We start from the raw sequence: 26,343 nt of genomic DNA, 5'->3' as shown, positions 1-26,343 counted from the left end.
CCATGTCGCTCGACGTCTCACCGGCGCTGTTGGAACAGGCCGAGCGAGGCGAGGTCGACGAAGCCGACTTCGTCGACTGCGTCCGGACCTCCCTGCCCTTCGCATGGGAGATGATCAGTTCTCTGGTGGCCCAGCTGAAGGTCGACGGCGGCGAGTTCGCCGACAACCAGACGCCGCCGCCGAACGAGCAGGCACGTGGCCAGCTGTTGCGTGCACTCGCCAGTGACGCGATCCGTGGTGCGCTGCAGCGACACTTCGGCGTGCGTCTGGCCTTCCAGAACTGCCACCGCGTGGCGGTGTTCCCGCTGGACCCCTCGGTGGACGAGCGGCTCGCCCGCTTCACCTCCGTCCGAGGCCAGCTGCTCAACCAGTCGCCGGAGCTGCGCGACTGCTGAAGCATGGTGCTGCCGCTCCGCATCGGGGGACACCCGAACGATGCGACAGATGCCGGAGCGGCGGCATCCGGCCCCTCGACATCCGTCGACGACCGAACACGAGCGATCGAGCATGACCCGCCACCCCCCACATGCCTCACCCCAGGCGCGGCAGCACCTCGGTGCCCAGCCGCCGTACGTTCTCCTCGGTGGCCGCGAGATCGCCGGAGCCCTCGGCGAGCAGCGCGAAGCGCGTGATGCCCGTACGCTCCGAGGTCGCCGCGAGCCGGTCCGCCGCCAGGCGCGGGGTGCCCACCGGGTGCAGCCCGCACAGCAGCTCCGTGTACGCGACGGGATCCCGCATCGAGCGGTGCCGCCCGTCCACGGTGACGTGGGCGTCCAGGCCCTGCTTCAGCCAGCCCGGCATGGCCTTCACCAGAGCCTCGGCCGCGTCCGCCCGCGAGTCCGCGATCTGGACCACGCCCGCCGAGACGTGGCCGGCGCCGATCCGGGCGGTCTCGTCCGGGGTGCGTCCGGCCTCGCGGGCGAAGCGTCGCCAGGCGGCCACCATCTCGGCCTTCTCCTCGTCGCCGCAGTGCATCCCGAGCAGCATCGGAAGCCCGCGTTCGGCCGCCAGCCGGACGCTGTTCGGGGAGGTGCAGGCGACCACCACCTCGGGCGAGGCCTCCCCGCCGATGAGCTCGCCGGCGCGGGGGACGACGGCCACCTCGCGGAAGGCGAATCGTTCTCCCGCGGCCCCGACCCGCGGTTCGGACAGCCACCGCAGCAGCAGGTCGAGCGCTTCGGGGAAGCCCTGGTCGTACGCCTCCAGGCCGGCCCCGAACACCTCCAGATCGACCCATGGCCCGCCCCGGCCCACCCCCAGGGTGAACCGGCCGCCGGAGGTGAGGTGCAGCAGCGCCGCCTGCTCGCCCAGGGCGACCGGGTGGACGGTCGGCAGCACGCTGACCGCCGTGCCGACCCGGATGCGGCGCGTGCGGCCGAGCAGCAGCGCGGCCAGGGTCACGGCCGACGGACAGACGCCGTACGGAACGAAATGGTGCTCGGCGAGCCAGACGGAGTCGAGCCCCGACTCCTCGGCCACTTCGGCGGTCCGCACCGCTCGGTGCAGCGCCTCTCCCTGGCCCTGGCCCGGGAACTGGGCGGCCAGAACAAACGTACCCACGCGCATCGCCTTCTGCCTCCTTGCGGCCGACGCGGTTCTCCCCCCTCGTACCGGCAACAACGTCTGACACGTGCCAAAGGCAACGGCCCCTCGTGAAGTTCTTGCGATTTTCCGCTAACTCCGCCTGGAGGGGGGGCAGGGCCACCTCGTCGCGGCCCGTAGGCTTGAAGGAACCGTCCGTGTACCCGGCCCCCGTGAGGTGATTCGTGTCCCCGCGTCGCAACCGCCCCCATGGCGGCGAGAAGCCCGATCCCCTGGGCGCGGGAGCCGACCGGTACGGAGGCTCGCAGCGCACCGAGTCCTGGCAGGGCGAGGAGTGGTGCGTGCGGCACGTGGCCGGGGCGAGCGCGCCCGGCAAGCGCTACCGCTGCCCCGGCTGCGACCAGGAGATCCCCGGCGGCGCACCCCATGTCGTCGCCTGGCCCGAGTACGGCGGGGTGGAGGACCGGCGCCACTGGCACAAGGCGTGCTGGAACGCCAAGGACCGCCGCACCTCGCGGGTGCAGCGGTCCCGGAACGCGCCGAAGTACTAGGGCGTGTGGCGGAAGTCGCGCCGGCGGTCAGACGTCCCGGCTGTTCAGCAGGGCGTAGGCGCCGCCCATCGCCAGCGCCGTGACGCCCAGCAGGATCCACACCGGCTCCCAGCCCGCCGGGCCGGAGTCGGCGACCGCCGACCGGCCCGCGTACAGCGCGATCAGCTGGCTCGGGATCGCGTACGCCAGCAGCCACTCCTGCAGCTTCGCCAGCGACTCCGAGAACATGAACATCGCCGCGACCAGCGGCAGCAGCAGCACACCGATCATGACCGTGATCGCACCCGCGGAGTGGCGGACCATCGTGCCGACGGCGAGCGCCAGCAGCCCCACCAGGGCGATGAACAGCCCGGCGCCGACCGTGGCCCGCAGCCACTCCGAGCCGCTGGGCTCGACCGCGTCGATCATCGCCACCTGCGCCATCGCGACGACGGTCGCGGTCACCGTCGTGACGGTGAAGACGAGCAGGAAGAAGACGATCGCCTTCGCCGTCAGGATCCGGCCCCGGCTCGGGCACGCGGTCATGGTGGTGCGGATCATGCCGGTGCCGTACTCGGAGGCGATCGTCAGCACGCCGAGCGTGATCACGCAGATCGAGCCGAGGAGCACACCGAAGAAGCCGAAGCCGAGCGCCGACTCGTCCTGCGGGGAGACGCTCGACGCCGACACCACCGCGGCCACGCCCAGACCGATGCCGAGCATCAGCAGCACCATGACCCCGAGCGTCCACATCGTGGAGCGCACCGAGCGGATCTTGGTCCACTCCGAGGCGAGAGCGTCACCGAGGTGGGCCCTGCGGACCGGAATGGGGGAGACGTACGAGTAGGGGGTGGTCATCGGGCGTCCTCGGCGTTCGGGTCGGGCTCGCTCTGCGTCGCGTACGGGTTCTGTCCGGGCGGCGGCGGGGCGTACCAGCCCTGCTGCGGCACCTCGGGCGCCACGTACGGGGCGGGCTGCTGCTGGAGGTGGGCCGGCTGCGGCTGCTGGAGGTGAGCCAGCTGGTCCTCGGTGGAGCGGTAGTCGACCGCGCTCTGCGTCATCCGCATGTACGCCTCCTCCAGCGACGCCTGGTGCGGCGACAGCTCCCAGAGCCGTACGTCCGCCTCGTGCGCCAGGTCGCTGATGCGCGGCAGGGGAAGGCCGGTCACCCGCAGCGCCCCGTCCGGCTCGGACATCACCCGGCCGCCGGCCTCGATCAGCGCGGCGGTCAGCTTCTCCCGGGGCTCCGGCTCGCCCTGCGGGGTCCGCACGCGGGCGAAGTCCGCGGAGTTCGCCGAGATGAAGTCCTTCACGCTCATGTCCGCGAGCAGCTGGCCCCGGCCGATCACGATCAGGTGGTCGGCGGTCAGCGCCATCTCGCTCATGAGGTGGCTGGAGACGAAGACCGTGCGGCCCTCGGCGGCCAGCTTCTTCATCAGGTTGCGGACCCAGAGGATGCCTTCGGGGTCGAGACCGTTGACCGGCTCGTCGAACAGGAGGACCTGCGGGTCGCCGAGGAGCGCCGCCGCGATCCCGAGCCGCTGACCCATGCCCAGCGAGAAGCCGCTGGAGCGGCGCTTGGCGACGTCCTGGAGGCCGACGACCCCCAGCACCTCGTCCACCCGCTGCGCCGGGATCCCGGCGAGCTGGGCGAGCGACAGCAGATGGCTGCGGGCGCTGCGGCCGCCGTGCACGGCCTTGGCGTCGAGCAGCGCGCCGACCTGCCGGGGTGCGTTGGGAAGCTGCCGGAAGGGGTGCCCGCCGATCGTGACGTGCCCGGACGTCGGCCGGTCCAGGCCGAGGATCATCCGCATGGTGGTCGACTTGCCGGAGCCGTTGGGCCCCAGGAACCCCGTCACTGTCCCGGGCCGCACCTGGAAGGAAAGGTTGTACACGGCCGTCTTGGCGCCGTAGCGCTTCGTCAGGCCGACTGCCTCGATCATTCTCCAGCCCCATCGACAGGTCAGGTCGTCGTCGGGGCCGTGGCCGTCGGCCCGAGCCCCCCGTATGAGCTAGGAGCTTATCGAGCCATTGACGGTTCCGGCGAAGCATGAGACATCAGCTACGCGTCCCGCCGCTTCAGGACCAGATAGCCGCCGATCAGCGAGGCCGCCACCCACAGCAGCATGATGCCGAGCCCGCCCCAGGGGCCGTACGGGGCCTTCTCCGTGTTCATCGCGTCCGGCAGGACCTGCATGATCTTGGAACCGGCCTGGTCGGGGAAGTACAGGGCGACCTCCTTCGCCTTGGGGACCGCCGACAGGATCTGCGAGATCAGGAAGAAGAACGGCACCAGGATGCCGAGCGAGAGCATCGACGAACGCAGCATCGTCGCCACCCCCATCGAGAAGATCGCGATCAGGCCCATGTAGAGCCCGCCGCCGATCACCGCCCGCAGGACGTTGTCCGCGCCCAGCGAGGTGCGGTGCTCGCCGAGGAGCGCCTGTCCCAGGAAGAACGACAGGAAGCTGGTCGCCAGCCCGACGACCAGGGCGAGCGCCCCGGCCACCGCGATCTTGGAGAAGAGGAACGAGGCACGCTGCGGGACGGCGGCCAGCGAGGTGCGGATCATCCCGGAGCTGTACTCGGTGCCCACCACCAGGACGCCGAAGACCACCATCGCCAGCTGGCCGAGCACCATCCCCGAGAAGCTGATGAACGTCGGGTCGAAGGTCGCCTGCTCGGCGGCGGACAGGTCGTCGAACGTCGACTTGAGCAGCGCGCACAGCGCCGCGCCCATCGCCACCGTCACCAGGAGCGCGCTCGCCAGCGTCCAGACGGTCGAGGAGACCGTCCGGATCTTCGTCCACTCGGACTGCAGGACCGCGGATACGGCTGCCATCGTTCAGGCTCCCTTGGTGGTGTCGCCCCAGCGGGGGCCGGTGGTCGTCTCGCCCCAGCGGGGACCGTCCGCGCCGGGCGCGTCCACGCCCCGCACGTCCGTGCCGTGCGCGTGGTACTCCACCGCACCGGCCGTCATCTGCATGAACGCCTCCTCCAGGGAAGCCCGCTGCGCGCTCAGTTCGTGCAGCACCAGCCCGCTCGCGGCGGCCAGTTCACCCAGCTTCTCGGTCGTGGCGCCGTCCACCTCCAGCGCGCCGTCATCCGCTTCGACGGCGGTGAAGCCGTTGGCGTGCAGGACGTCCCGCAGCCCCTCGCGCTGCGGCGAGCGGAGTCGTACGTAACTCCGCGAATTCTGCTGGATGAAATCCGCCATCGACGTGTCCGCCAGCAACTTCCCCTGACCGATCACGATCAGGTGATCGGCCGTCAGGGCCATTTCACTCATCAGATGGCTGGAAACGAAGATCGTCCGGCCTTCGGCGGCGAGCGCCTTCATGAGATTGCGGATCCAGTGAATTCCCTCGGGGTCCAGACCATTGACGGGTTCGTCGAACATCAGGATCTCGGGGTTGCCGAGAAGGGCCGAGGCGATTCCCAGCCGCTGCCCCATGCCGAGGGAGAAGCCCTTCGACTTCTTCTTCGCGACCTGCGTCAGGCCGACCAGGTCGAGGACCTCGCCCACCCGGTTCTCCGGAATGCGGTTCGCCTGCGCGAGGCAGAGGAGGTTGTTGTACGCGGACCGGCCGCCGTGCATCGCCTTGGCGTCGAGGAGCGCCCCGATGTACTTGAGCGGCTCCTGGAGTTCGCGGTAGTGCCTGCCGTCGATCCGGACCGTCCCGCTGGTCGGGTTGTCCAGGTCGAGCATCATGCGCATCGTCGTCGACTTGCCGGCGCCGTTGGGTCCGAGGAAGCCGGTCACCATGCCCGGCCGGACCTGGAAGGAGAGGTGGTCGACCGCCGTCTTCGCGCCGTATCGCTTCGTGAGGCCCTCGAGCTCGATCATGCGTACCAACCTAAGGGCGCGAAAAACCCTCCGCCACTGGAATGGCGGAGGGTTTTCCCCTCTGTTCACGGGCTCGGCTCGCCTCCGGGGCGCGTGGGGCGGCCATCGGCGGTCGACGTGCTCGGCCCCTCGTTCCTCGGGACCTGTGCGCGTTCTCCCTCTCGACGGCCGCGCGCCCCTTCGGCTCGCTCGCCGCAGGCCCAGGGGCCCAGGGCCCTGGGGCTCAGCGCGACTGCTGGGCCGGGACGCCGCGGGGGGCCGGCTCGTCGTCGATCGGGGAGCCGGCCGCCGCCACGGCGGCACCGGTCAGCGTGGCCAGCATCTCGCGGACGTTGGTCAGCTGGGCGTTGATGGAGTCGCGGCGGTTCGTCAGAGCGGCGAGCTCGCGCTCCGATTCCGAGCGGATCCGGTCGGCCTTGGCGTTCGCGTCGGCCACGATGTCCTCGGCCTGGCGCTGCGCGGTCTCCACCGTCTGGCGGGCACGGCGCTCCGCGTCCGTCCGCAGCTTCTCCGCCTCCAGGCGCAGCTGCTCGGCGCGGTGCTCGATCTCGGCGAGGCGCTTCTCGGCCTTGGCCTGGCGCGAGGCCAGGTCGCGCTCCGACTGCTCCCGGCGCTTGGCCAGGTTCGTCTCGAAGTCCGCGGCGGCCTGGGCGGCCTTGGCACGGGTCTCCTCGAAGAGGGCGTCCGCCTCCTCGCGCTTGGACTGCGCGTCCTTCTGCGCCTCGCCACGCAGCGAGTTGGCCTCGCCCTGCGCCTTCTCGACGATCCGGACGCCCTCGTCCTCGGCCTTCGCCTTGCGCTCCGCCGCGAACGACTCGGCGTCGTTGCGCACCTGCTGGGCGGCCGACTCGGCCAGCTCGCGGTGCTGCTCGGCGGCGCGACGGGCCTCCTCGCGCAGGTCCTTGGCCTCCTCCTCGGCGAGGCGGAGGATCTTCTCGACGCGGGCGCCCAGACCGGCGTACGACGGCTCGGCGTCGGTGACCTGGGCCTGGGCGTTCTGCGTCTCGAGGTGGAGTTCCTCGATGCGCTTTTCCAGAGAGGTGATTCGGGCCAGAGCACTGTCACGGTCGGCGACGAGCTTGGTAATGCGGTCGTCCACCTGACCGCGGTCGTAACCACGCCGCACGAGCTCGAAGCCGAAGGGGGAGGAAGTGTCGCTCATGGGGTTCCTGTCGAATGAGACCGGTGAGGTGTTAGGGGGAATCCTAGGGGCCGAAGCGGCGTGTCATCGAGCGGATGCCCGTTTGATCTGGAGAATGTCCAGCCTTTTGAGTGGCTACCCCTCGGAAGGCTTGCCACTCGAACGTGTAACCCCCGCCGACGCACCCGCCTTGGCGGCCATCCCCCCGGCGGATTTGGCCCCGGCGGTCGGTGTCTCGAAAGACTCCAACGCTTCGAGGACGTCCTGGACACGGGAGATCTCGGCATTGATGTCCTCGCGACGGCGCACCAGCACGTCCAGCTCGCGCTGACCCTCGGAGATCATCTTCTCGGCCTCGCTCTCGGCCTCCGCCTTGATCCTCTCGGCCTCGCCGACGAGCGACGACTTCTTCTGCTCCGCTTCCTTCAGGAGCGCCTCGGCCTTCTTCACGGCGGCGATCCGGACCTTGCTCGCCTCGGAACTCGCCTCCGCGATCAGCTCCTTCGCCTTCGCCTCGGCCTCGGCCTGCTGCTCGGTCGCCGCCTTCACCAGCTTGTCCACACGCTCGCCGGCCGTCTTCATCTGCTCGGCCGTCTCGCGCCGCGCCCGCTCGTGGAGCTCCTCGATCTCGCCCTCGATCCGGGCCCGCAGCTCCTCGGCCCGCTCCCTTATGGCCGTCGCGTCGCCGCGCGCGCCCACCAGGAGCTCGTCCGCGTCGGTGCGCGCCTTCTCCACCAGCGAGTTGCCCTCGACGGTCGCCTCGGCGACGATCCGCTCGGCCTCCTTGCGGGCCGCGCCGACCATCGTGTCCGCCTGCGACTCCGCCTCGGTGGTGGCGCGCAGCGCCTCCTCCTGCGCCTTCGCCATGAGCTGGTCCGCCTGCTCGGCGGCGTCCGAACGCCGCTTGGCACCGGCCTCGCGCGCCTCGTCGAGCGTACGGTCCGCCTCCGAACGCGCCTCCGAGCGCATCTGCTCCGCCGCCGACTCGGCGTCCTCGCGGACCCTTTCGGCCTCCGCCCGGATCCGCTCGGCTGCCTGCTGGGCCGCCCCCACCGTCTCGGCGGCCTCGGCCCGCAGCCGCTCCGCCTCGTCGGACGCCCGGGCCACCGTCACCTCGGCCTGCTGTGACGCGTCGGCCGCCAGAGACTCCGCGAGCTCCATGGCCTCGGCCGTGATCCGCTCGGCCTCCCGGGTCGCCTCGCCGATGAGCTGGTCGGCCTGCTCGGCGGCGTCCGAACGCCGCTTGTCGGCGGCCTTGCGGGCCTCGTCCAGCACCTGGTCGCTGTCGGCCAGCGCGGCAGCCCGCAGCGCCTCCGCGTGCGCCTCGCCGTCCTTCTTGACCTGCTCCGCCTCGCTCCGCAGCCGCAGCGCGTCCCGCTCGGTGGTGTCCCACAGCTCCGCCGCCTCGGCGGTGATCCGCTCGGCCTCCGCCGTGGCCTCGCCCACGAGCTGGTCGGCCTGCTCGGCGGCGTCGGCGCGGCGCTTGTCGGCCGCCTCGCGGGCTTCGTCCAGCACCCGCTCGCCGTCGGCGCGGGCCGCCGCCCGCAGCGCCTCGGCCTCCGTCTCACCGTCCGCCCTGACCTGCTCGGCCTGGTTGCGCAGCCGCTCCGCCTCGGCGGTGAGCCGCTCGGCCTCGGCCGACGCCTCGCCGACCAGCGTGTCCGCCTGGGCCGCGGCCTCGGAGCGGATGCGGTTGGCGTCCTCGCGGGCGTCCGCACGGGTGCGGGCCGCGTCCTGCTCGGCCGAGGCCAGCGAGTCCGTCGCCTCGGTGCGGACCCGCTGGGCGTACTCCGCGGTGTCCGTGCGGAGCTTGTCCGCCTCGGCGATCGCGTCCGTGACCGTCCGCTCGGCCAGCGCCTTGGCGGCCTCGGAATCCTCCTGGGCGCGCGTCCGGATGCGGTTCGCGTCCTCGGTGGCCCGCTCCCGCTCCTCGTACGCGTCGGCGCGGACCCGGTCCGCCTCCTCCTGCGCCTCGGACCTGGTGCGCTCCGCCGCGTGCTCGGCGGCGCTGCGCAGACCGGCGATCTCCTCCTCGGCCTGCTCCTGCAGACCGGCGACGGAGTCCCGGACCTCCTTGGCCGTCTGCTCGGCGGCGGACACCATCTCGGTGGCCCGGCGGTCCGCCTCCTCGACCAGACGCTGGGCCTCGGCCTGCGCCTCCTCCACCCGCTTGCGGGCGGAGGCGAGCAGCTCCTCGGACTGCTCGCGGGCGTGCTCGCGCTCCCGGCCGGCCTCGGAACGGGCCGACTCCAGCGTCTCCTCGGCCTCCCGGCGGCGCCGGTTGGCCTCCTCCTGCGCGGCGGCCAGTGCCTCCGCCGCCTCGGCGGCGACCCGCTCGGCCGCGGCGGCGGCCTCGGCCCGGACACGGTCGGCGGTCTCCTGCGCCTCGGACTTCAGCCGTTCGGCCTCCGCCGACGCCTCCGTCCGCAGCCGGACGGCGACGCTCTCGCCCTCGGCGCGCGCGGTGGACGCGTCCGCCGCGGCCTCCGTGCGCAGCCGCTCCGCCTCCTGCTCGGCCTGAGCCTGGAGCGTACGGATCCGCTCGGCGGCCTCGGTGCGCAGCCGCTCGGTCTCCTCGGCGGCCTCGCGGCGGATCCGCTCGCTCTCGGCGCGGGCGTCGGACAGCTCGCGGCCGGCGTTCTCGACCCGCGACTCCGCCTCGGTGTGCAGCCGGGTCAGCTCCTCGGCCGCCTCGGCGTGCCGGGCCGCGGCGGCCCGTTCGGCCTCCTCGCGCAGCTCGGTCGCGGTCCTCTCGGCCGCCTCCTTGACGGACTCCGCCTGCTCCTCGGCCTCGGAGCGCATCCGCTCGGCCTCGGCGCGGGTGCGCTCCAGCGTCTCCTCGGCCTGGGTCCGCAGCGTCTGCGCGCGCTCCATCGCCTCGGAGCGGACCCGCTCGCTCTCGGCGCCCGCGCTCGCCCGCAGCTCGTCGGCGTCGGTACGCGCCTTGGTCAGCAGCTCCTCGGCGGTCCTGGCCGCCTCCTCGATCTGCTGGACGGCCTCGCGCCGCGCCTCGCCGCGGATCCTCTCGCCCTCGGCGATCGCCTCGGCGCGCAGCTGCTCGGCCTCGCCGCGCAGCCGGCGCGCCTCCTCCTGCAGCTCGACCGTCTTGGCGCGGTACTCCTTGGTGTCGTCCTTCGCCGAACCGAGCAGCTCCCCGGCCTGCTCCTCGGCCTGGTTGCGCAGCCGGTCGGCCTCGGCCTCGGCCTCGCGCCGGATCCGCTCGGCCTCCTCCGATGCCTTGCGGGTGGTCGCCTGGGCGTCCTCGGACGCTTTGGTGAGGACCTCTTCCGCGGTCCTCGCGGCCTTGGCGAGGGCGGCCGCGGAGTCCTCGGCGGCGACCGTACGCGCCTTCTCGGACGCCTCCGAGACCAGCTTCTCGGCCTCCGCGCTCGCCTCGCGGAGCTTCTCCTCGGCCTCCGCCTTGAGGGACTCGGCCTCCTTGGTGGCCTCGCCGACGAGCCGGGCGATCTCCGCCTTGGCCGTACGCGTGCGCTGTTCGTTGACCGACTCGGCGGACGACAGCTGCTTGGCGGCCGCCTCCTTGGCCTCGGTGAGCGCCTTCTCGGCCTCCGCGCGGGCCTCGCGGAGGCGGTCCTCGGCCTCCTGGAGGCGCTGCTCGGCGGCGCGGGACAGCTCGGTGGCCTGCCGGCGGGCCTGGTCGGTCTCGGTGCTGGCGCTCGAGCGGAGCCGCTCGGCGTGGCTGGTGGCCTCCTGGGCCTGGGTGGACGCGGCGTTGAGGAGCCGCTCGGCGTCCTTGCGGGCGCGCAGCAGAATCGCTTCGGCCTCGGCACGGGCGGCCTCGGCCTCCGCACCGACGCGCTGGCGGGTGTCCTCGGCGAGCCGGGTGGCCTCGGCGCGCGCGGCGGCGAGCGCCTGCTCGGCCTCGGCGCGGGACTCCTCCATCAGGCGCCGTGCCTGGGACTCCGTACGGGCGCGCAGCTGCTCGGCCCAGGCGACGTTCTCGTTGACGTGCGCCTCGACGGTCTGACGGCGCTCGGCCAGCTCCTGGTCCAGGCGCTGACGGCGCTGGACGGCCTCCGTGTGCAGCTCGGCCTGGAGCCGTGCCTGGTGCTCGGCGTGCTCCTGGAGGATGCGCTGGGTCTGGGCACGGGCCTCTCGCAGCTCGCGCTCGGCGTCCTGGCGCAGCTGGTCGGCCTGGATCTGCGCGTTGCGCAGCAGCTGCTCGGCCTGGTAGCCGATGTCCGCGCTGTCGTAGGCCGGGCGGGATGCGATGGTGCGGCGCGCCTCGTGGAGCTTGGCGCGCAAGACCTCGACCTGGTAACCGAGGTCCTCGGCGTGCTGGACGGCCTTCTCCCGCTCGGTCTTCAGCCGGTCCATCTCGGCTTCGAACCGCGAAAGATGGTCGTCTTCAGCTCGGTGGCTCTCCTGGCGTTCGTAGCCCCGCACTGCGCGGTCCCATCCGTCCCCTGGTCGCAAACACTCCAATGAGATCCGTTCCCCGGCGAACGGGCCCCCCGGGGAATGGTGACAGATCGGATACCCCGACTACGACGCCGCATGGCGTGCGGCACCGACCGGCCCCGGCCCGGAGCCGCCCACTCTACCGGGCCAGGAATCCGGAGGTCAGTGCTCCGCCGAGGAGTGGTCACCCGACGGCTCGGCGGACGTGACCAGTTCGGTCAGTACGCCGTGACAGTCCTTGGGGTGCAGGAAGGTGATCCGGGAGCCCATGGAGCCGATCCGCGGCTCGTCGTAGAGGACCCGCACACCCTTGCCGCGGATGTCGGCGGCGTCGCCGTCGACGTCCGCGGTGCCGAAGGCGATGTGGTGGACACCCTCGCCGTTCTTCGCCAGCCACTTGCCCACCGCGGAGTCCTCGCGGGTGGGCTCCAGGAGCTGGAGGTAGGAGGCTCCGCCGTCGGAGGTGTCGTTGATCTTGAGCATGGCCTCGCGGACGCCCTGCTCCTCGTTCACCTCGGAGTGGAACACCTCGAAACCGTAGGTCGCACGGTAGAACTCGACGGTCTTGTCGAGGTCGAAACAGGCGATCCCGATGTGGTCGATTCGCGTCAGCATGGTCCCAGTGCATCCCCCGCGCAGTGGTTACGCAACGTGCGCGCCGTCACACCGGCCGGCCGGTGACCCCACGTGGCACCGCTCAGTACATTGGCGGTAAACCCTCGTTCACTCCTCATCTCAAGGGGCTGTGCCTCATGTCTGGAACGACCGGTACCACCTCAGTGATCGTCGCGGGCGCCCGCACGCCCATGGGACGGCTGCTCGGCTCCCTCAAGTCCTTCTCGGGCGCGGACCTCGGCGGCTTCGCCATCAAGGCCGCGCTCGACCGCGCCGGCATCGGCGGCGACCAGGTGCAGTACGTGATCATGGGGCAGGTGCTCCAGGCGGGTGCCGGCCAGATCCCCGCGCGCCAGGCCGCCGTCAAGGCCGGCATCCCGATGAACGTCCCGGCCCTCACCATCAACAAGGTGTGTCTCTCCGGGCTCGACGCCATCGCGCTCGCCGACCAGCTGATCCGCGCGGGCGAGTTCGACATCGTCGTCGCCGGCGGCCAGGAGTCGATGACCAACGCCCCGCACCTGCTGCCGAAGTCCCGTGAGGGCTACAAGTACGGCGCGATCGAGATGCTCGACGCGATGGCGTACGACGGCCTCACCGACGCCTTCGAGAACATCGCGATGGGCGAGTCCACCGAGAAGCACAACACGCGTCTCGGCATCGCCCGCCCCGAGCAGGACGAGATCGCCGCGCTCTCGCACCAGCGGGCCGCCGCCGCGCAGAAGAACGGCATCTTCGAGGCCGAGATCACCCCGGTCGAGATCCCGCAGCGCAAGGGCGAGCCGGTCGTCTTCTCCCAGGACGAGGGCATCCGCGGCGAGACGACCGCCGAGTCCCTCGGCAAGCTCCGTCCGGCCTTCGCCAAGGACGGCACCATCACCGCCGGCACCTCCTCGCAGATCTCGGACGGCGCCGCCGCCGTGGTCGTGATGAGCAAGGCCAAGGCGGAGGAGCTCGGCCTGGAGTGGATCGCCGAGATCGGCGCCCACGGCAACGTCGCCGGCCCGGACAACTCGCTCCAGTCGCAGCCGTCCAACGCCATCGCCCACGCCCTGAAGAAGGAGGGCCTGGGCGTCGAGGACCTCGACCTCATCGAGATCAACGAGGCCTTCGCGGCGGTCGCCGTCCAGTCAATGAAGGACCTGGGCGTTACCCCGGAAAAGGTGAACGTCAACGGCGGCGCGATCGCGCTCGGCCACCCCATCGGCATGTCCGGCGCCCGCGTGGTGCTGCACCTGGCGCTGGAACTCAAGCGGCGCGGCGGCGGCGTCGGCGCGGCGGCGCTGTGCGGCGGCGGCGGTCAGGGTGACGCTCTGATCGTTCGCGTACCCGGCAAGTAGCACCGGAAGCAAGGAGCGGTTGAACATGGTGGACGTCCCCGAACTGGTGGCCCAGGCACGGGAGGGCCGGCCGCGCGCCGTGGCCCGGCTGATCTCGCTGGTGGAGGGGGCGTCCCCGCAGCTGCGCGAGGTGATGGCGGCGCTCGCGCCGCTGACCGGCGGCGCCTACGTCGTGGGCCTGACCGGCTCGCCCGGCGTGGGCAAGTCGACGTCGACGTCCGCCCTGGTCGCCGCCTACCGGCGGGCCGGGAAGCGGGTCGGCGTCCTGGCGGTCGACCCGTCCTCCCCGTTCAGCGGGGGAGCGCTGCTCGGCGACCGGGTCCGGATGTCCGAGCACGCCTCCGACCCGGGCGTGTACATCCGCTCGATGGCGACGCGGGGACACCTGGGCGGTCTCGCGTGGGCGGCCCCGCAGGCCATCCGCGTCCTGGACGCGGCGGGCTGCGACGTCGTCCTCGTCGAGACGGTCGGGGTCGGTCAGTCGGAGGTGGAGATCGCCTCCCAGGCCGACACCTCGGTCGTGCTGCTCGCGCCCGGCATGGGCGACGGGATCCAGGCCGCGAAGGCGGGCATCCTGGAGATCGGCGACGTGTACGTGGTCAACAAGGCGGACCGGGACGGCGCCGACGCCACGGCGCGCGAGCTGAACCACATGCTCGGCCTCGGCGAGGCGCGGGGGCCGGGTGACTGGCGGCCGCCGATCGTCAAGACGGTCGCGGCGCGGGGCGAGGGCATCGACGAGGTCGTGGAGGCCCTGGAGAAGCACCGCGCCTGGATGGAGGAGCACGGGGTCCTGGCGGAACGGCGCCGCTCGCGCTCGGCGCGCGAGGTCGAGACGATCGCGGTCACGGCCCTGCGCGAGCGCATCGGCGACCTGCACGGCGACCGCCGCCTGGACGCGCTGGCGGACCGCATCGTCGCCGGGGAGCTGGACCCGTACGCCGCGTCGGACGAACTGATCGCGAGCCTGACGGGCAACTGACGGGCGGGCGGCCGACGAGTCCGCCGGTCGGTCTCGAAGTCGGCAAGGGCCCGGTACGCGCACGCGTACCGGGCCCTTGCCATGCCGGTGATCAGGCGTCGTCCCGGGTGACGTGGGAGTCGTCCGGGGTGTCCCGGCCGTCGTCCTGGGCGCCCTGCCGGGTCCCGGCGCCGTCGTCCCGCGCGTCGTCCTGCCCGTCGTCCTGCCCGTCGTCCCGCGCGTCGGCGGCGTCCTCCTTCGTGTCCGCCCCCTCGCCGCGGTCCGCCGTGAGCTTCCCCGTCGTGGGATCGACCCGCCAGGCGCCGGAAGCCGTCTCCACGTCCCAGCCCGGCGAGCGGCCGTCGTCGCCCAGGTCGACCGAGGTGACGAAGCCCTTCGCGGTGGCGGCCTCGGCGGCCTGCCGCGCGTCGACGGAGGCGCCCCGCAGCGCCCGCCGGGCGTCCTCGTCGTCGTCCTTCTCCGTCTCCTTGCCGAGGACCTTGCCCGTCGTGGCGTCCACCTGAACCGTGTACGAGGTCGTGCCCTTGCCGAGGATGCCGACCTCCCAGCCCCGGTCCTCCGATCCCTCACCCTCGCCCTCGTCGTCCAGGTCGAGGTCGGCGGAGACGGTCGTGCCGGGCTGCGCCGAGAGGGCCGCGTCGATCGCCTCGACGGCGGTCACCTTCGCGTCCGACGCCTCCGCCGTGCCGCACCGGCCACCCGCACTGCCGCCGGTGCCCGCGCCGTCCGCGAACGCGACCGCGGTCCCGCCGCAGACGACCGCGGCCGCCGCGACGGTGGCGATGACGATGTTGCGCTTCATGAGGTCCTCCGACCGGTTCGCTCGTTCGTTCCGACACGGACCACTCTGCGGAACCCGACCTGAAGCCACGCTGAAGACCTGAAGGCGTCTTCAGGTGCGGTGCGGGAACCTGGTCCCCATGCTCCCTCCCGTCGCCCACCACCACCCTGACCGGGACGCTCCGCGTCACCCCTCCCGTCGTCCCGTCGCCCACCACCACCCTGACCGGGACGCTCCGCGTCACCCCTCCCGGCTGCTGATCGTGGAGGACGAGCAGCGCCTCGCCCTGTCCCTGGCCAAGGGCCTGACGGCGGAGGGCTACGCCGTCGACGTCGTCCACGACGGCCTGGAGGGACTGCACCGGGCGAGCGGCACGGCGTACGACCTGATCGTGCTCGACATCATGCTGCCCGGCATGAACGGCTACCGGGTCTGCGCCGCCCTGCGCGCCGCGGGCGACGACGTGCCGATCCTGATGCTGACCGCCAAGGACGGCGAGTACGACGAGGCGGAGGGCCTGGACACGGGGGCGGACGACTACCTCACCAAGCCGTTCTCGTACGTCGTCCTGGTGGCCCGGGTCAAGGCGCTGCTGCGGCGCCGGCACTCCGGCGGCGGCACGCCGCCCGTGCTGGAGATCGGTGCGCTGCGGGTCGACACCGCGGCCCGCCGCGTACACCGCGGCCAGGAGGAGGTCCCGCTCACCGCCAAGGAGTTCGCCGTCCTCGAACAGCTCGCCGTGCGCCCCGGCGCGGTCGTCTCCAAGGCGGAGATCCTGGAGCACGTCTGGGACTTCGCCTACGACGGCGACCCGAACATCGTGGAGGTGTACATCAGCACGCTGCGCCGCAAGCTGGGCGCCGCGCTGATCGGGACGGTGCGCGGCGCCGGATACCGGCTGGAGACCCCGTGAGCCGCAGGCCCTTCGCCTCCGTGCGGGCGAGGACCACGCTCGGCGCGACGCTGGTGGTGGCACTGGCCCTGATCGCCGCGGGCATCGCCGTGCTGCTGTCGCTGCGCGGCAACCTCACCGGCCGGGCGGACGCGGAGGCCGACGCCGCCGGCCGGGAGATCGCCGCCCGGATCGCCGCGGGCACGCCCTACCCCGCCCTCGACCTCCCGGACGGGGACGACCACCCGGTCCAGGTCGTCGACGCGCGGGGCCGGGCGCTCGCGGTGAGCGAGGGACTGACGGCCATCAGCGGTACCGGCACCTCCGACGTCCGGCCGGAGACCGGCGCCGAAGCCGCGCGGGACGACGAGGAGGACGACGATCCCGACGCCGGGGGTGCGGGCGTCGTCACCGGGCACGGCCAGGGGCGGGCCACGGTGGACGGCGAGAGCGCGGAATACCGGTTCGCCGAGGTGGAGGTGACGGACCCCCGGGGCGGAACGGTCCTCGTGCACGCCGGCGCGCCGCTGGCGGCGCAGCGGGACGCGGTGCGCACCGCGTCCGTCGTCATGCTGGCCGGCCTGCCCGTACTGCTCGCCGTGGTCGGCGCCGTGACCTGGCTCGTGACGCGGCGGGCGCTGCGGCCGGTGGAGTCCATCCGTCGCGAGATGGCCGAGATCACCGCGTCGCAGGACCTCTCCCGGCGGGTGCCGGAGCCGGGCACGCACGACGAGGTCGCCCGGCTCGCCCGGACCACGAACGAGACGCTGGCCGCGCTGGAGACCTCGGTGGAGCGGCAGCGGCGCTTCGTCGCGGACGCCTCGCACGAACTGCGCAGCCCCCTCGCCAGCCTGCGGACGCAGCTGGAGGTGGGCGTCGCGCATCCGGCGCTCCTCGACGTCCCGGGCGCCGTCGAGGACACCGTACGGCTCCAGCGGCTCGCCGCCGACCTGCTGCTGCTCGCACGGCTGGACGCGGGGGAGCGGCCGGCCCACACGCGGGTGGACCTGGCGGAGTTGGTGCGCGTGGAGGTCGCGGACCGTGCCGGAGACGGGACCGACGTCCGCGTGGAAGCCGAGGAGGGCGACGCGGCGGAGGGCTCCCGGGCCCAGCTGTCCCGGGTCGTGGCCAACCTCCTGGACAACGCCCGGCGTCACGCGCGGGAGCGGGTCACGGCCACCGTCCGGGCGCACGGCCCGTGGATCTACCTGGAGGTCGCGGACGACGGCACGGGCGTCCCCGAGGCCGAGCGCGAGCGGGTCTTCGAGCGGTTCGTCCGGCTGGACGACGCCCGCGCCCGCGACGAGGGCGGTGCGGGGCTGGGTCTCGCCATCGCCCGTGACGTCGCCCGCCGCCACGGCGGCGACCTCACCGTGACGGCCGCCGCGTCCGGGGGCGCGTGCTTCGTCCTCCGGCTGCCCCGGGCCGGAAGCCCGGAGCAGCCGGAGGCCTAGCGTCGTGTCCGGCGGGTCCCGCCTGGGCCGCGACGCCCCGCACGCGCGATCCGGACGCCGCGGCCCCCGCCCGTCGGGCGGGGGCCGGTACTCTCCGGACGCTCCTCAGGGCTTGCCCCGGCGGCCCCTGAGCTGGTCGGCGACCGGCTTGAGGGACTCGTGCAGATCGGCGAGGGCCTCGGGGCTCAGCTGGTCGATGAAGTGCCGGCGCACCGAATCGACGTGGTGCGGGGCCACCTTGCCCATGGTGTCCATGCCGTGGTCCGTCAGGACCGCGAACAGACCGCGCCGGTCCGACTCGCAGTTCTCGCGTCGCACGAGTCCGGCGGTCTCCATCCGGGTGATCTGGTGGGAGAGCCGGCTCTTCGACTGCAGGGTCGCCGCCGCGAGGTCGCTCATCCGCAGGCGCCGGTCGGCCGACTCCGACAGGTTCACCAGGATCTCGTAGTCGTTCATGGTCAGGCCGAAGGGCTGGAGGTCCTTCTCCAGCTGGTACGTCAGCATTCTGTTGACGTCCAGGTAGGTGCGCCAGGCGCACTGCTCGGCGTCGGTGAGCCAATGGGTGGCCGTCTCGGTCTCCATATAAGGATTCTACCTAAGAAGTTGAATACTGGACGAAGTTGCGGAACGTGACGCCGGGCACCCGGGCCTCGGCATACGGGCGCAGACGTTCGAGGGCGTCACACTCCGCAGACTACCGCTCACAGCCCGAAGCGACGCTGGAGGTCCCCCAGCTGTCCGGGAAGGCGCGGTGCCGACCCCGCCGAACCATGGCCGGAACCATGCGCCCCGGGGACGCCCGGCTGGTGGGGCGTCTCGCCCGCCGCGCGCTCGGGCATGAGCAGCTCCGTCGACTGGAGCAGGACCGTGCCCGCCCCCACGAACTCGAACTGGTGCTCCTCGCCCGAGGTGCCGCCGAGCCCCGTCAGCGCCCGCACCCCGCCCATGACGCCCGTCATGTACCCGTGATCGTAGTGGTGGCACGGCGACGGGCAGTCCGCCCAGCCGACCAGGGCCTGCGGGTCCACCCGCAGCGGGGGCTCCATGAAGACCACCGGGCCGTTCGAGGCGGCCACGAACTTGCCCGTGCCGATCAGCGTCACGAAGCCCGGCACGATCGACTGCTTCAGGGCCAGCGTCGGCTGGTAGGCGAGCAAATTGCCCGAACGGATCGTCAGGTTGCCCTCGTCCAGGTCGTACGAGTTGACGTCGAAGGCGCGGTCGGCGAGCAGCATCTTGCCGCTGCCCTCCGCCACCACCCAGTCGCTCGCGTGCAGCGGCGAGTGGAAGGACGACCGCACCAGGCGGTCGAGCCGGCCGTGGCCGATGCCGTTGAAGTCGATCCGCCCGTAGTAGGCGATCATCTTGCCCTTCTGCAGGAACCACTGGGAGCCCTTGAGCTCCACGCAGAAGGTGTAGGCGTTGACGTTGTCATCCGACGGCAGCGTCATCGGGTCATGGATCACGGGGGCGCTCACAGCTTCTCCTCCGACGCCTGGACGTACACCGCACCACTGCCGCTCAGCTCCAGCTGGAACGCCTCGCCCGAGCCGCGCCCCACCATGTCGCGCCAGCCCAGCGCCGTGGACAGCTTGTTCCGTACGTCGCCGTGATGGGCGACGTACGCCTGCGGGTCCACGTGGACCGCGCGCCCGGGGCTGATCGGCAGCTGGATCACGCCGCCGTGCGCCATGACGGCGACGGCGCCGTGGCCCTTCAGGGTCGTGGTGAAGAGCCCCTGGCCGGTGACCTGGCCGCGGACCATGCCCATGACGCCGCCCTGGGAGCCCATGAACATCGTGCCCTGCTCCAGCGTGCCGTCGAAGGCGAGCAGCCGGTCGGCCTCGACGAACAGCGTGTCGCCGGTCAGCTGGATCACCTGGATGTGGTGACCGCCGTGCCCGAACATCACCGTGCCGCTGCCCTCGACCGTCATCAGGGGCGTCGCCTCGCCGGCCACCCGGCGGCCGATCATCGACATCACGCCGCCCTGGCCCCCGACCGTGTTCGGCGTGAAAGTGACGTCGCCGCGGTAGGCGAGCATCGCGCCGCGCTGGCTGAACATGCGCTGCCCCGGCACGACCGTGGCCTCGACCATCTTCGAGTTGATCTCACGGAACGGCATCAGACGTCACCCCCGACGGTGTTCCGCTCGCTGGGCTGGACGTAGACGAGACCGTCGCCCTCGAAGCGGATCTGGAACGCCTCGCCGCCGCCTTCGCCGAGGAACGTGCGGAAGGTCACACCGGACTGGAAGCTCTGCTGGAGGTTCCCCTGGTGGGCGACGTACGCCCCGGGGTCGACGGAGAGCGGGTACTGGGGGGAGACCCGCAGCACCACGGCCGGGCCGTCGGACATGATGGCGGCCTGGCCGCTGCCCTCGACGGTCGTCGTGAAGAGCCCGTTGCCGGTCGCTCCGCCGCGCAGCCCGGTGAAGGTGGTGCCGGTGCGCAGGCCCGTGTCCGTGCACAGCAGATTGCTGGCCTCGACCCAGAGCTTGTCGCCGTGCAGGGAGACGAGGCTGATCTCGGAAGCGCGGTCCGCGAACCAGCAGGTCCCCTGGCCCTTCACCTCCATCATCTCCATCTGTTCGCCGGTGAGGCGGCGGGTGACCATGCCCCGCAGGCCCTCGCCGCCGCCGGACATCTTCTTGAACGCCATCTGGCCGTCGTAGGCGACCATCGAGCCGTTTCTGGCCTTGACGGAGTCGCCGGTCATGTCGACGGCGAGCACTTTGCTGCCTTGGAGTCGGAACGTTGCCACGCAGTGACGGTACTGGGCCCCCGGATAAAGAGACAGCAAAGTCGGCGTGCACAATGGACGGGCCCTTGTGCATCCGTTCACAAGATCGAACGAAGGTGACCCCACCCGTGGACATCAAGACCGCCTCCTCCCTCCACCGGCTCCGGCTCGTCTCCGCGCCGGAGGCCGTGTCCTTCCTCCTGCTGCTGGTCTGCTCGGTGCTGAAGCGCACCACGGACTTCAACGCGGTGCCGGTGATGGGCGCGATCCACGGCTTCCTCTTCGTCCTCTACGTGCTCTTCTGGCTGGACGCCTGGAACCGCACCCGGTGGAACATCAAGACGGCGGCGCTCTACTTCGTCCTCTCCGTGCTCCCCTTCGGCGGCTTCTTCGCCGAGCGCAGGCTCAAGCGCGAGGCCCAGGACGCGGTCATCGCCTCCCGCGCCCGCCGCGAGGGCACGGTGAACGCGTGATCGTCGCCTTCTCCGTCACCCCGCTGGGCGTCGGCGACGAGGTCGGCGCGTACGTCGCCGACGCCGTCCGGGTCGTCCGCGAGTCCGGCCTGCCGAACCGCACCGACGCCATGTTCACCTCCGTGGAGGGGGAGTGGGACGAGGTGATGGACGTCGTCAAGCGTGCCGTCGCCGCGGTGGAGGCGCGGGCTCCCCGGGTCTCCCTGGTCCTGAAGGCCGACATCCGCCCCGGGGTCACCGACGGCCTGACCTCCAAGATCGACACCGTGGAACGCCACCTGGCGGGCTGATCCGGCGTGCGCGAACGAGCCCCCGAACCCTTTCGGTCCGGGGGCTCACCCGTACGCCGCCGGGAACAACCCGCCCGGGCTACTCCGGTCGACATGCAGATGGTTGTCGCCTTTCGTGAGGGTATCGACTCGTTCGACGACAGCTGGAGGCACCGTGCGGCCGCAAGGCTACGACTACGACACCTACAGCCGACTCGCCGGTCCGCTCACGGAGCCGGATGCGCCCGCCTACGCGGTGCGGTACCGGAGCCTGCTCGCGAAGGAACCGCACCGAATACGCGCCGTCCTCATGATGGGCCTCGCGCCCCTGCTCTCCGCGCTGCTGCTCGTCTACCTCGTCTGGCCCAGCCACTGGACCGTCCGTGAGGGCGCCGCCCGATGGCTCGTCACCTTCGACACCGTCATGCTCGCGTCGATCGGGCTGATCTGCTTCTTCATGCTGGTGAACGTCGCCTCCATCGCCCACGCCACGATGGTCGCGCGCGACCCCGTCCCCGTGTACCCCGAGAAGGGCACCCGGGTCGCCTTCCTCACCACGTACGTCCCGGGCAAGGAGCCCCTCCCCATGGTCCGCGCCACCCTGGAGGGGGCGGTGCGGCTGCGTCACTGCGGCCCGCTGGACGTCTGGCTCCTCGACGAGGGCGACGACGAACAGGCGAAGGTCCTCTGCCGGGAGCTGGGCGTCCGGCACTTCACCCGGTCCGGCGTCCCCGAGTGGAACAGCGGCGCCGGCCCGCACAAGGCCCGCACCAAGCACGGCAACTACAACTCCTGGCTCGCGATGCACGGCGACGCCTACGACTTCTTCGCCTCCGTCGACACCGACCACGTCCCCCTGCCGAACTTCCTGGAGCGGATGCTCGGCTACTTCCGCGACCCCGACGTCGCCTTCGTCGTCGGCCCCCAGGTCTACGGCAACTACACCTCCGCCGTCACCAAGGCCGCCGAGTCCCAGCAGTTCCTCTTCCACGCCCTGATCCAGCGGGCCGGAAACCGCTACCGCGCGCCCATGTTCGTCGGCACCAACAACGTCGTCCGGATCTCCGCCGTCAAGCAGGTCGGCGGCCTCTACGACTCGATCACCGAGGACATGGCCACCGGCTTCGAGCTCCACCGCACCAGGAACCCGCGCACCGGCCGCTCCTGGTGCTCCGTCTACACCCCCGACGTCCTCGCCGTCGGCGAGGGGCCGGCCTCCTGGACCGACTTCTTCAGCCAGCAGCTGCGCTGGTCCCGGGGGACGTACGAGACGCTGATCAAGCAGTACTGGAGGGCGCCCCTCCGCATGCCGCCGGGCCGCTTCCTCAACTACACGCTGATGCTCTTCTACTACCCGATGACGGCCGTCAACTGGTTCCTCGGCATCCTCAGCTGCGTCCTGTTCCTCTGGCTCGGCGCGTCCGGCACCGAGGTCTCCTCCTCCGTCTGGCTGATGATCTACAGCGACGCCGTGGCCCTCCAGATCGGCCTCTACCTCTGGAACCGGCGGCACAACGTCTCGCCGCACGAGCCCGAGGGCTCCGGCGGCCTCGCCGGGATGGCGATGTCCGCGCTCTCCGCCCCGATCTACCTCATGTCGCTCTGCTCGGCGATCCTGCGCACCCAGGGCCGCTTCGTCGTCACCCCCAAGGGCGGCGAGGCCAGCCCCGACCGGGTCCTCACCTTCCGGATCCATCTCTACTGGGCGGCCGTCCTGGTCGCCTCGCTCGCGGCGTCGGTCCACTTGGGCCACACCCACGCGGCCATGCGCACCTGGGCCGTCCTCGCCCTCGCCGTCTCCCTCGCCCCCGTCGCCGTCTGGAGCTGGACGACCCTGCGGGACCGGCGCGCCCGCGCCGAGGCCAGGAGGACCGTGGCCGTTCACCCGGCCGCCGAACCCGAGCAGGTCGCCCTGGTCGCGAAGGTCGCCGCGCCGGCCGCCACCGCCGCCGGAACCGCCACGCCCGCCCCCGCTCCCACGAGCACAGGAGGGAGCTGAGTCATGGCCCACCGGCCGTCGAGGAACCTGAGGAAGACCCTTCTCGGCAGTGGCGCCGTCGTGGTCCTCGCGGCGCTCAACGCCCCGGCCGCCGTCTCCTTCGTCGAGGAGAAGTACCACGCCTACAAGATCGCCCAGCCCGAGTACCGGCGGAAGTACGGCTCCTGGGCGAGGGTCGACGTCCCCGACACGTACCGCATCAACGCCATCCACGCCGCACTGCTGCACACCGGCAAGGTGCTGCTCATCGCCGGCTCCGGCAACGACCAGGAGAAGTTCGACTCCGGCACCTTCGAGACCATCCTCTGGGACCCGGTGCGGAACACCTTCAAGAAGATCCCGACCCCGGAGGACTTCTTCTGCGCCGGCCACACCCAGCTCCCCGACGGCCGCCTCCTCGTCGCCGGGGGCACCGCCCGCTACGAGATCCTCGACGGCGAGGTCAAGAAGGCCGGCGGCGGGATGCGGGTCAAGAACGAGAGCCCCGACAAGGCGGTCACCCTCAAGAAGGGCACCGTCTTCCGCTCGCCCTCGGGCGTCGAGTACGTCTCCACGACCGACGTGACGATCCCCAAGGCCAAGCGCGAGCAGCAGATCTCGTACTTCGAGTCCGGCCAGATGAAGCCCTGGAAGACGAAGGTCACCGCCTCGGAGGTGCGGGTCTTCGTCGAGGCGAAGGAGGAGGGCGCGCAGGCGCTCACCACCGAGGCCGCGCAGTACGAGATCGTCGGTCTCAAGGGCGCCGACGCGGGGAACGTCTACGGCCTCGCCCAGCGGCTCACCACCGAGAAGCAGGACTTCCAGGGCATCAAGGCGGCGTACGAGTTCGACCCGAAGGCCGAGAGGTACATCCCGGTCGCCCCGATGAAGGACGCCCGCTGGTACCCGACGCTCGTCACCCTGGAGGACGGCAAGGTGCTCGCCGTCTCGGGCCTCAACGACGTGGGCGACGTCGTCCCCGGCGACAACGAGATCTACGACCCCGTGACGAAGAAGTGGTCCCAGGGGCCCTTCCGCTACTTCCCGACCTACCCCTCCCTCTTCCTCACCCAGGGCGGCAAGCTCCTCTACACCGGCTCCAACGCCGGCTACGGCCCCGCGGAGAAGGGCCGTGCTCCGGGGCTGTGGGACCTGGACAGCAACTCCTTCACCCCGATCGGCGGGCTGACCGACCCCGACCAGCTGGAGACCTCCGCCTCCCTGATCCTGCCGCCCGTCCAGGACCAGAAGATCATGGTCCTCGGCGGGGGCGGGGTCGGCGAGTCGCCGAAGTCCACCGCCCGCACCTCGATCATCGACCTCTCCCAGGAGAGCCCCGCCTTCCGGGACGGGCCCGCGCTGCCGCAGGGCACCCGCTACCTCAGCAGCGTGCTCCTGCCCGACGACACCGTCTTCACCACCGGCGGCTCGAAGGAGTACCGCGGCCGCAGCGGGAGCGACATCCTCCGGGCCCAGTTCTACGACCCGACGGCCAACGCCTTCAGCGCCGCCGCCGATCCCACGGTCGGACGCAACTACCACTCCGAGGCGCTGCTGCTGCCCGACGGACGGGTCGTCACCTTCGGCTCCGACCCCCTCTTCGACGACAAGGACAACACCAAGCTCGGCACCTTCGAGCAGGAGATCGAGGTCTTCACCCCGCCCTACCTGCACAAGGGGGGCGCCGACCGCCCCGTCCTGGGCGCCGGGCCCCGGGAGATCGACCGCGGCGGGCGAGCCACCTTCCGCACCGAGGACGCGGCCCGGATCACCCGGGCCCGGCTGATGCGGCCCAGCGCCGTCACCCACACCACCGACGTCGAACAGCGCTCGGTGGCGCTCGGCCTGACGAAGACGAAGGACGCGGTGACGGTGGAGGTGCCGCGGGACGGCACCCTGGTGCCGCCCGGCTGGTACATGCTCTTCGTGACGGACGGGGACGGGACGCCGTCCGAGGCGACGTGGGTCCTGATCGGCGGCGAGGACGCGCCCGCCGGGGGACGCGGGGGCGGCGCCGACGAGGCGGCGGGCGCGGGGGAGTGAGCGCGGGGGGCGTGTCCGCGGACGTGAGGCGGGGGGCGCGCCGGGGAAGACGCCCGCCCGCGCCCGCGGGCCGACGACCGCCCTGCGCCTCGGCCCCGCGCCGAGGCCCCGGGCCCCGGCCCCGCGCCCCGGCCCTGCGCCCCCGCCCTACGCCTTGGCCCGGCGTGCCAGGCCGAGGGCGTAGTCGGGCCACCAGACCCCGGCGGCCGGGCCGCCCCGGCAGGTGCCGTCCGACTCGCCGGGGCGCTTGATCCACAGATAGGCGTCGACCAGGTCGTCCCCCGTCCTGTCGGTCGGCGGCAGCCCGAGCGCCCTGCCCGGCGGGTTGCACCAGGCATCCTCCCCCTCGCCGGGGAAGGGCCCGTCGCCGTTGCGGCTGGTGTCCACGGTGAAGTGGGCGCCGCCCAGCATCCCGGACAGCCGGGCGCCGAAGCCCTTCACGGTCTCGGTGGTCTGGAAGTTGGCGACGTTGAGCGAGAAGCCGTCGGCCTTGGCGAGGCCGGCCCGGCGCAGGGGCTCGACCAGCTTGCCCGGGTCGTGGATCCATGCCGGGTTGCCCGCGTCCAGGTACACCCGGGTGTTCGGCTGCCGCTTCAGCCGGTCGACCGCCTCCGACAGCAGCCGGTAGCGCTCGCCGTGGTACTGCGCGGGTGTGCACCCGTCCACGATGTGCGGCACCGCGTCCGGCTCCAGGACGACGACGGCGGACGCGTCACCGAGGGCTGAGGCGAAGGAGTCGACCCAGGCGCGGTAGGCGTTCCCGTCGTGCGCCCCGCCCGCGGAGTACATCCCGCAGTCGCGGTGCGGGATGTTGTAGGCCACGAAGACCGCCGTCCGCCGGTCGGCGACGGCGCCCCGCACCGCCTTGGTGACGTCCGGCACCGGATCGTCGCCGGCCGGCCACTCCGCGACCGGGCGCTCGGCGATCCGCTTGAGCAGCGCGGCGTCCTCGGCCCGCCCCTGCGCCTCGTACTGCCGGACCTGACGGGCCGCGTCGCTGTCGGGGTCGACCCAGAACGGCGAGCCGGCCGTCGGGGCGGCGGACTCGCCGCGAGCCGAGGGCGGACCGGTCGGCGTCCCGGCCTGGTTGCCGGGCGGCTCCTGGCCGGCGCATCCGGCGAGGAGCGCGCCGCAGGCGAGGGTGAGCACGGCGGAGAGGGTGCGGCGGGACATCCAGCCCCCAGGGTCGGGTCGGGACAGACCGGGTCATCCTGACATACCGGTCAGTCCGGCCCGGGCCGCGACACCGTACCGGCATCCGAAGCGCGCGGACCGAAGTGCGAGACGGGGCT

The 26,343-nt window shown here is 72.2% G+C and carries 24 protein-coding genes; 10 read left to right on the top strand and 14 right to left on the bottom strand.

What is annotated here, in order from left to right; translation table 11 throughout:
- Window positions 1–2: 2 nt before the first annotated feature.
- On the top strand, window positions 3–395 hold the full coding sequence (locus tag AB0K65_RS16250; RefSeq protein ID WP_073808533.1) for an SCO5389 family protein: 393 nt from the start codon (window positions 3–5) through the stop codon (window positions 393–395).
- Window positions 396–531: 136 nt separating this feature from the next.
- On the opposite strand, the gene AB0K65_RS16245 is transcribed toward AB0K65_RS16250, so the two are convergent.
- Window positions 532–1,566, bottom strand: a complete 1,035-nt coding sequence (locus tag AB0K65_RS16245; RefSeq protein WP_365716859.1) for an LLM class flavin-dependent oxidoreductase — start codon at window positions 1,564–1,566, stop codon at window positions 532–534.
- Window positions 1,567–1,766: 200 nt separating this feature from the next.
- On the opposite strand from AB0K65_RS16245, the gene AB0K65_RS16240 reads away from it, so the two are divergent.
- The gene (locus AB0K65_RS16240; RefSeq protein ID WP_365716857.1) at window positions 1,767–2,093 is read left to right on the top strand and encodes an ATP/GTP-binding protein; all 327 of its coding nucleotides are present in this window, start codon (window positions 1,767–1,769) and stop codon (window positions 2,091–2,093) included.
- A 27-nt stretch (window positions 2,094–2,120) separates the two neighbouring features.
- On the opposite strand, the gene AB0K65_RS16235 is transcribed toward AB0K65_RS16240, so the two are convergent.
- The 7 genes from AB0K65_RS16235 to mce all read right to left on the bottom strand — a co-directional run bounded on the left by AB0K65_RS16235 (window position 2,121) and on the right by mce (window position 12,097).
- The gene (locus tag AB0K65_RS16235; protein ID WP_365716855.1) at window positions 2,121–2,930 is read right to left on the bottom strand and encodes an ABC transporter permease subunit; all 810 of its coding nucleotides are present in this window, start codon (window positions 2,928–2,930) and stop codon (window positions 2,121–2,123) included.
- A complete protein-coding gene (locus AB0K65_RS16230) occupies window positions 2,927–4,015 on the bottom strand; it encodes an ATP-binding cassette domain-containing protein (RefSeq protein WP_365716853.1) in 1,089 nt (362 codons plus the stop codon). The genes AB0K65_RS16235 and AB0K65_RS16230 overlap by 4 nt, the downstream gene beginning before the upstream one ends.
- A gap of 119 nt (window positions 4,016–4,134) precedes the next feature.
- Entirely contained in the window at window positions 4,135–4,914 is a 780-nt protein-coding gene (locus tag AB0K65_RS16225; RefSeq protein WP_365716851.1) for an ABC transporter permease, read from the bottom strand.
- A 3-nt stretch (window positions 4,915–4,917) separates the two neighbouring features.
- Complete coding sequence (locus tag AB0K65_RS16220; RefSeq protein ID WP_365716849.1) at window positions 4,918–5,919, bottom strand: ABC transporter ATP-binding protein; 1,002 nt, start codon at window positions 5,917–5,919, stop codon at window positions 4,918–4,920.
- Window positions 5,920–6,142: 223 nt separating this feature from the next.
- Window positions 6,143–7,081: a cellulose-binding protein gene (locus tag AB0K65_RS16215; protein WP_365716847.1), complete on the bottom strand. Its 939-nt coding sequence runs from the start codon at window positions 7,079–7,081 to the stop codon at window positions 6,143–6,145.
- Between the two features lie 114 nt (window positions 7,082–7,195).
- Complete coding sequence (scy, locus tag AB0K65_RS16210; RefSeq protein ID WP_365716845.1) at window positions 7,196–11,467, bottom strand: polarized growth protein Scy; 4,272 nt, start codon at window positions 11,465–11,467, stop codon at window positions 7,196–7,198.
- Between the two features lie 177 nt (window positions 11,468–11,644).
- Window positions 11,645–12,097, bottom strand: a complete 453-nt coding sequence (mce, locus tag AB0K65_RS16205; RefSeq protein ID WP_365716843.1) for a methylmalonyl-CoA epimerase — start codon at window positions 12,095–12,097, stop codon at window positions 11,645–11,647.
- Between the two features lie 137 nt (window positions 12,098–12,234).
- Between mce and AB0K65_RS16200 the strand changes: the two genes are divergently transcribed.
- Window positions 12,235–13,437, top strand: a complete 1,203-nt coding sequence (locus AB0K65_RS16200; protein WP_365716841.1) for an acetyl-CoA C-acetyltransferase — start codon at window positions 12,235–12,237, stop codon at window positions 13,435–13,437.
- 25 nt (window positions 13,438–13,462) lie between these two features.
- Entirely contained in the window at window positions 13,463–14,419 is a 957-nt protein-coding gene (meaB, locus tag AB0K65_RS16195) for a methylmalonyl Co-A mutase-associated GTPase MeaB (RefSeq protein ID WP_365716839.1), read from the top strand.
- A 91-nt stretch (window positions 14,420–14,510) separates the two neighbouring features.
- On the opposite strand, the gene AB0K65_RS16190 is transcribed toward meaB, so the two are convergent.
- The gene (locus tag AB0K65_RS16190; protein WP_365716837.1) at window positions 14,511–15,221 is read right to left on the bottom strand and encodes a PepSY domain-containing protein; all 711 of its coding nucleotides are present in this window, start codon (window positions 15,219–15,221) and stop codon (window positions 14,511–14,513) included.
- A 118-nt stretch (window positions 15,222–15,339) separates the two neighbouring features.
- Between AB0K65_RS16190 and AB0K65_RS16185 the strand changes: the two genes are divergently transcribed.
- Both AB0K65_RS16185 and AB0K65_RS16180 read left to right on the top strand, forming a co-directional pair.
- Complete coding sequence (locus tag AB0K65_RS16185; RefSeq protein WP_365716835.1) at window positions 15,340–16,113, top strand: response regulator transcription factor; 774 nt, start codon at window positions 15,340–15,342, stop codon at window positions 16,111–16,113.
- Window positions 16,110–17,546 (top strand): HAMP domain-containing sensor histidine kinase, encoded by a 1,437-nt coding sequence (locus AB0K65_RS16180; RefSeq protein ID WP_365716833.1) that lies wholly within the window; start codon window positions 16,110–16,112, stop codon window positions 17,544–17,546. Before AB0K65_RS16185 ends, AB0K65_RS16180 begins: the two co-directional genes overlap by 4 nt.
- A gap of 105 nt (window positions 17,547–17,651) precedes the next feature.
- On the opposite strand, the gene AB0K65_RS16175 is transcribed toward AB0K65_RS16180, so the two are convergent.
- The 4 genes from AB0K65_RS16175 to AB0K65_RS16160 form a co-directional block, all read right to left on the bottom strand.
- A complete protein-coding gene (locus AB0K65_RS16175; protein WP_365716831.1) occupies window positions 17,652–18,128 on the bottom strand; it encodes a MarR family transcriptional regulator in 477 nt (158 codons plus the stop codon).
- A 119-nt stretch (window positions 18,129–18,247) separates the two neighbouring features.
- Window positions 18,248–19,024: an AIM24 family protein gene (locus AB0K65_RS16170; RefSeq protein ID WP_365716829.1), complete on the bottom strand. Its 777-nt coding sequence runs from the start codon at window positions 19,022–19,024 to the stop codon at window positions 18,248–18,250.
- Window positions 19,021–19,671 carry an AIM24 family protein gene (locus AB0K65_RS16165; protein WP_365716827.1) on the bottom strand — a complete coding sequence of 217 codons (651 nt, stop codon included), beginning with the start codon at window positions 19,669–19,671 and terminating at the stop codon, window positions 19,021–19,023. Before AB0K65_RS16165 ends, AB0K65_RS16170 begins: the two co-directional genes overlap by 4 nt.
- Window positions 19,671–20,309 carry an AIM24 family protein gene (locus tag AB0K65_RS16160; RefSeq protein ID WP_365716825.1) on the bottom strand — a complete coding sequence of 213 codons (639 nt, stop codon included), beginning with the start codon at window positions 20,307–20,309 and terminating at the stop codon, window positions 19,671–19,673. The genes AB0K65_RS16165 and AB0K65_RS16160 overlap by 1 nt, the downstream gene beginning before the upstream one ends.
- A 107-nt stretch (window positions 20,310–20,416) precedes the next feature.
- Here AB0K65_RS16160 and AB0K65_RS16155 point away from each other — a divergent pair, with 107 nt between their 5' ends.
- From AB0K65_RS16155 to AB0K65_RS16140, 4 genes are all read left to right on the top strand, one after another.
- Window positions 20,417–20,761 (top strand): DUF3817 domain-containing protein, encoded by a 345-nt coding sequence (locus tag AB0K65_RS16155; protein WP_365716823.1) that lies wholly within the window; start codon window positions 20,417–20,419, stop codon window positions 20,759–20,761.
- Window positions 20,758–21,051, top strand: a complete 294-nt coding sequence (locus AB0K65_RS16150) for an MTH1187 family thiamine-binding protein (RefSeq protein ID WP_365716821.1) — start codon at window positions 20,758–20,760, stop codon at window positions 21,049–21,051. Before AB0K65_RS16155 ends, AB0K65_RS16150 begins: the two co-directional genes overlap by 4 nt.
- Window positions 21,052–21,205: 154 nt before the next feature.
- Window positions 21,206–23,029, top strand: a complete 1,824-nt coding sequence (locus AB0K65_RS16145) for a cellulose synthase catalytic subunit (protein ID WP_365716819.1) — start codon at window positions 21,206–21,208, stop codon at window positions 23,027–23,029.
- 3 nt (window positions 23,030–23,032) lie between these two features.
- On the top strand, window positions 23,033–25,051 hold the full coding sequence (locus AB0K65_RS16140) for a kelch motif-containing protein (protein ID WP_365716817.1): 2,019 nt from the start codon (window positions 23,033–23,035) through the stop codon (window positions 25,049–25,051).
- Between the two features lie 147 nt (window positions 25,052–25,198).
- Here AB0K65_RS16140 and AB0K65_RS16135 read toward each other — a convergent pair whose 3' ends face one another.
- On the bottom strand, window positions 25,199–26,224 hold the full coding sequence (locus AB0K65_RS16135) for a glycoside hydrolase family 6 protein (RefSeq protein WP_365716815.1): 1,026 nt from the start codon (window positions 26,222–26,224) through the stop codon (window positions 25,199–25,201).
- Between the last annotated feature and the right edge of the window lie 119 nt (window positions 26,225–26,343).

The organism is Streptomyces sp. NPDC053755 (genome assembly GCF_040677675.1).
Classification (GTDB): Bacteria; Actinomycetota; Actinomycetes; order Streptomycetales; family Streptomycetaceae; genus Streptomyces.
The sequence above is the reverse complement of the archived record's forward strand: the minus strand, read 5'-3'. Positions and strand labels throughout refer to the sequence as shown.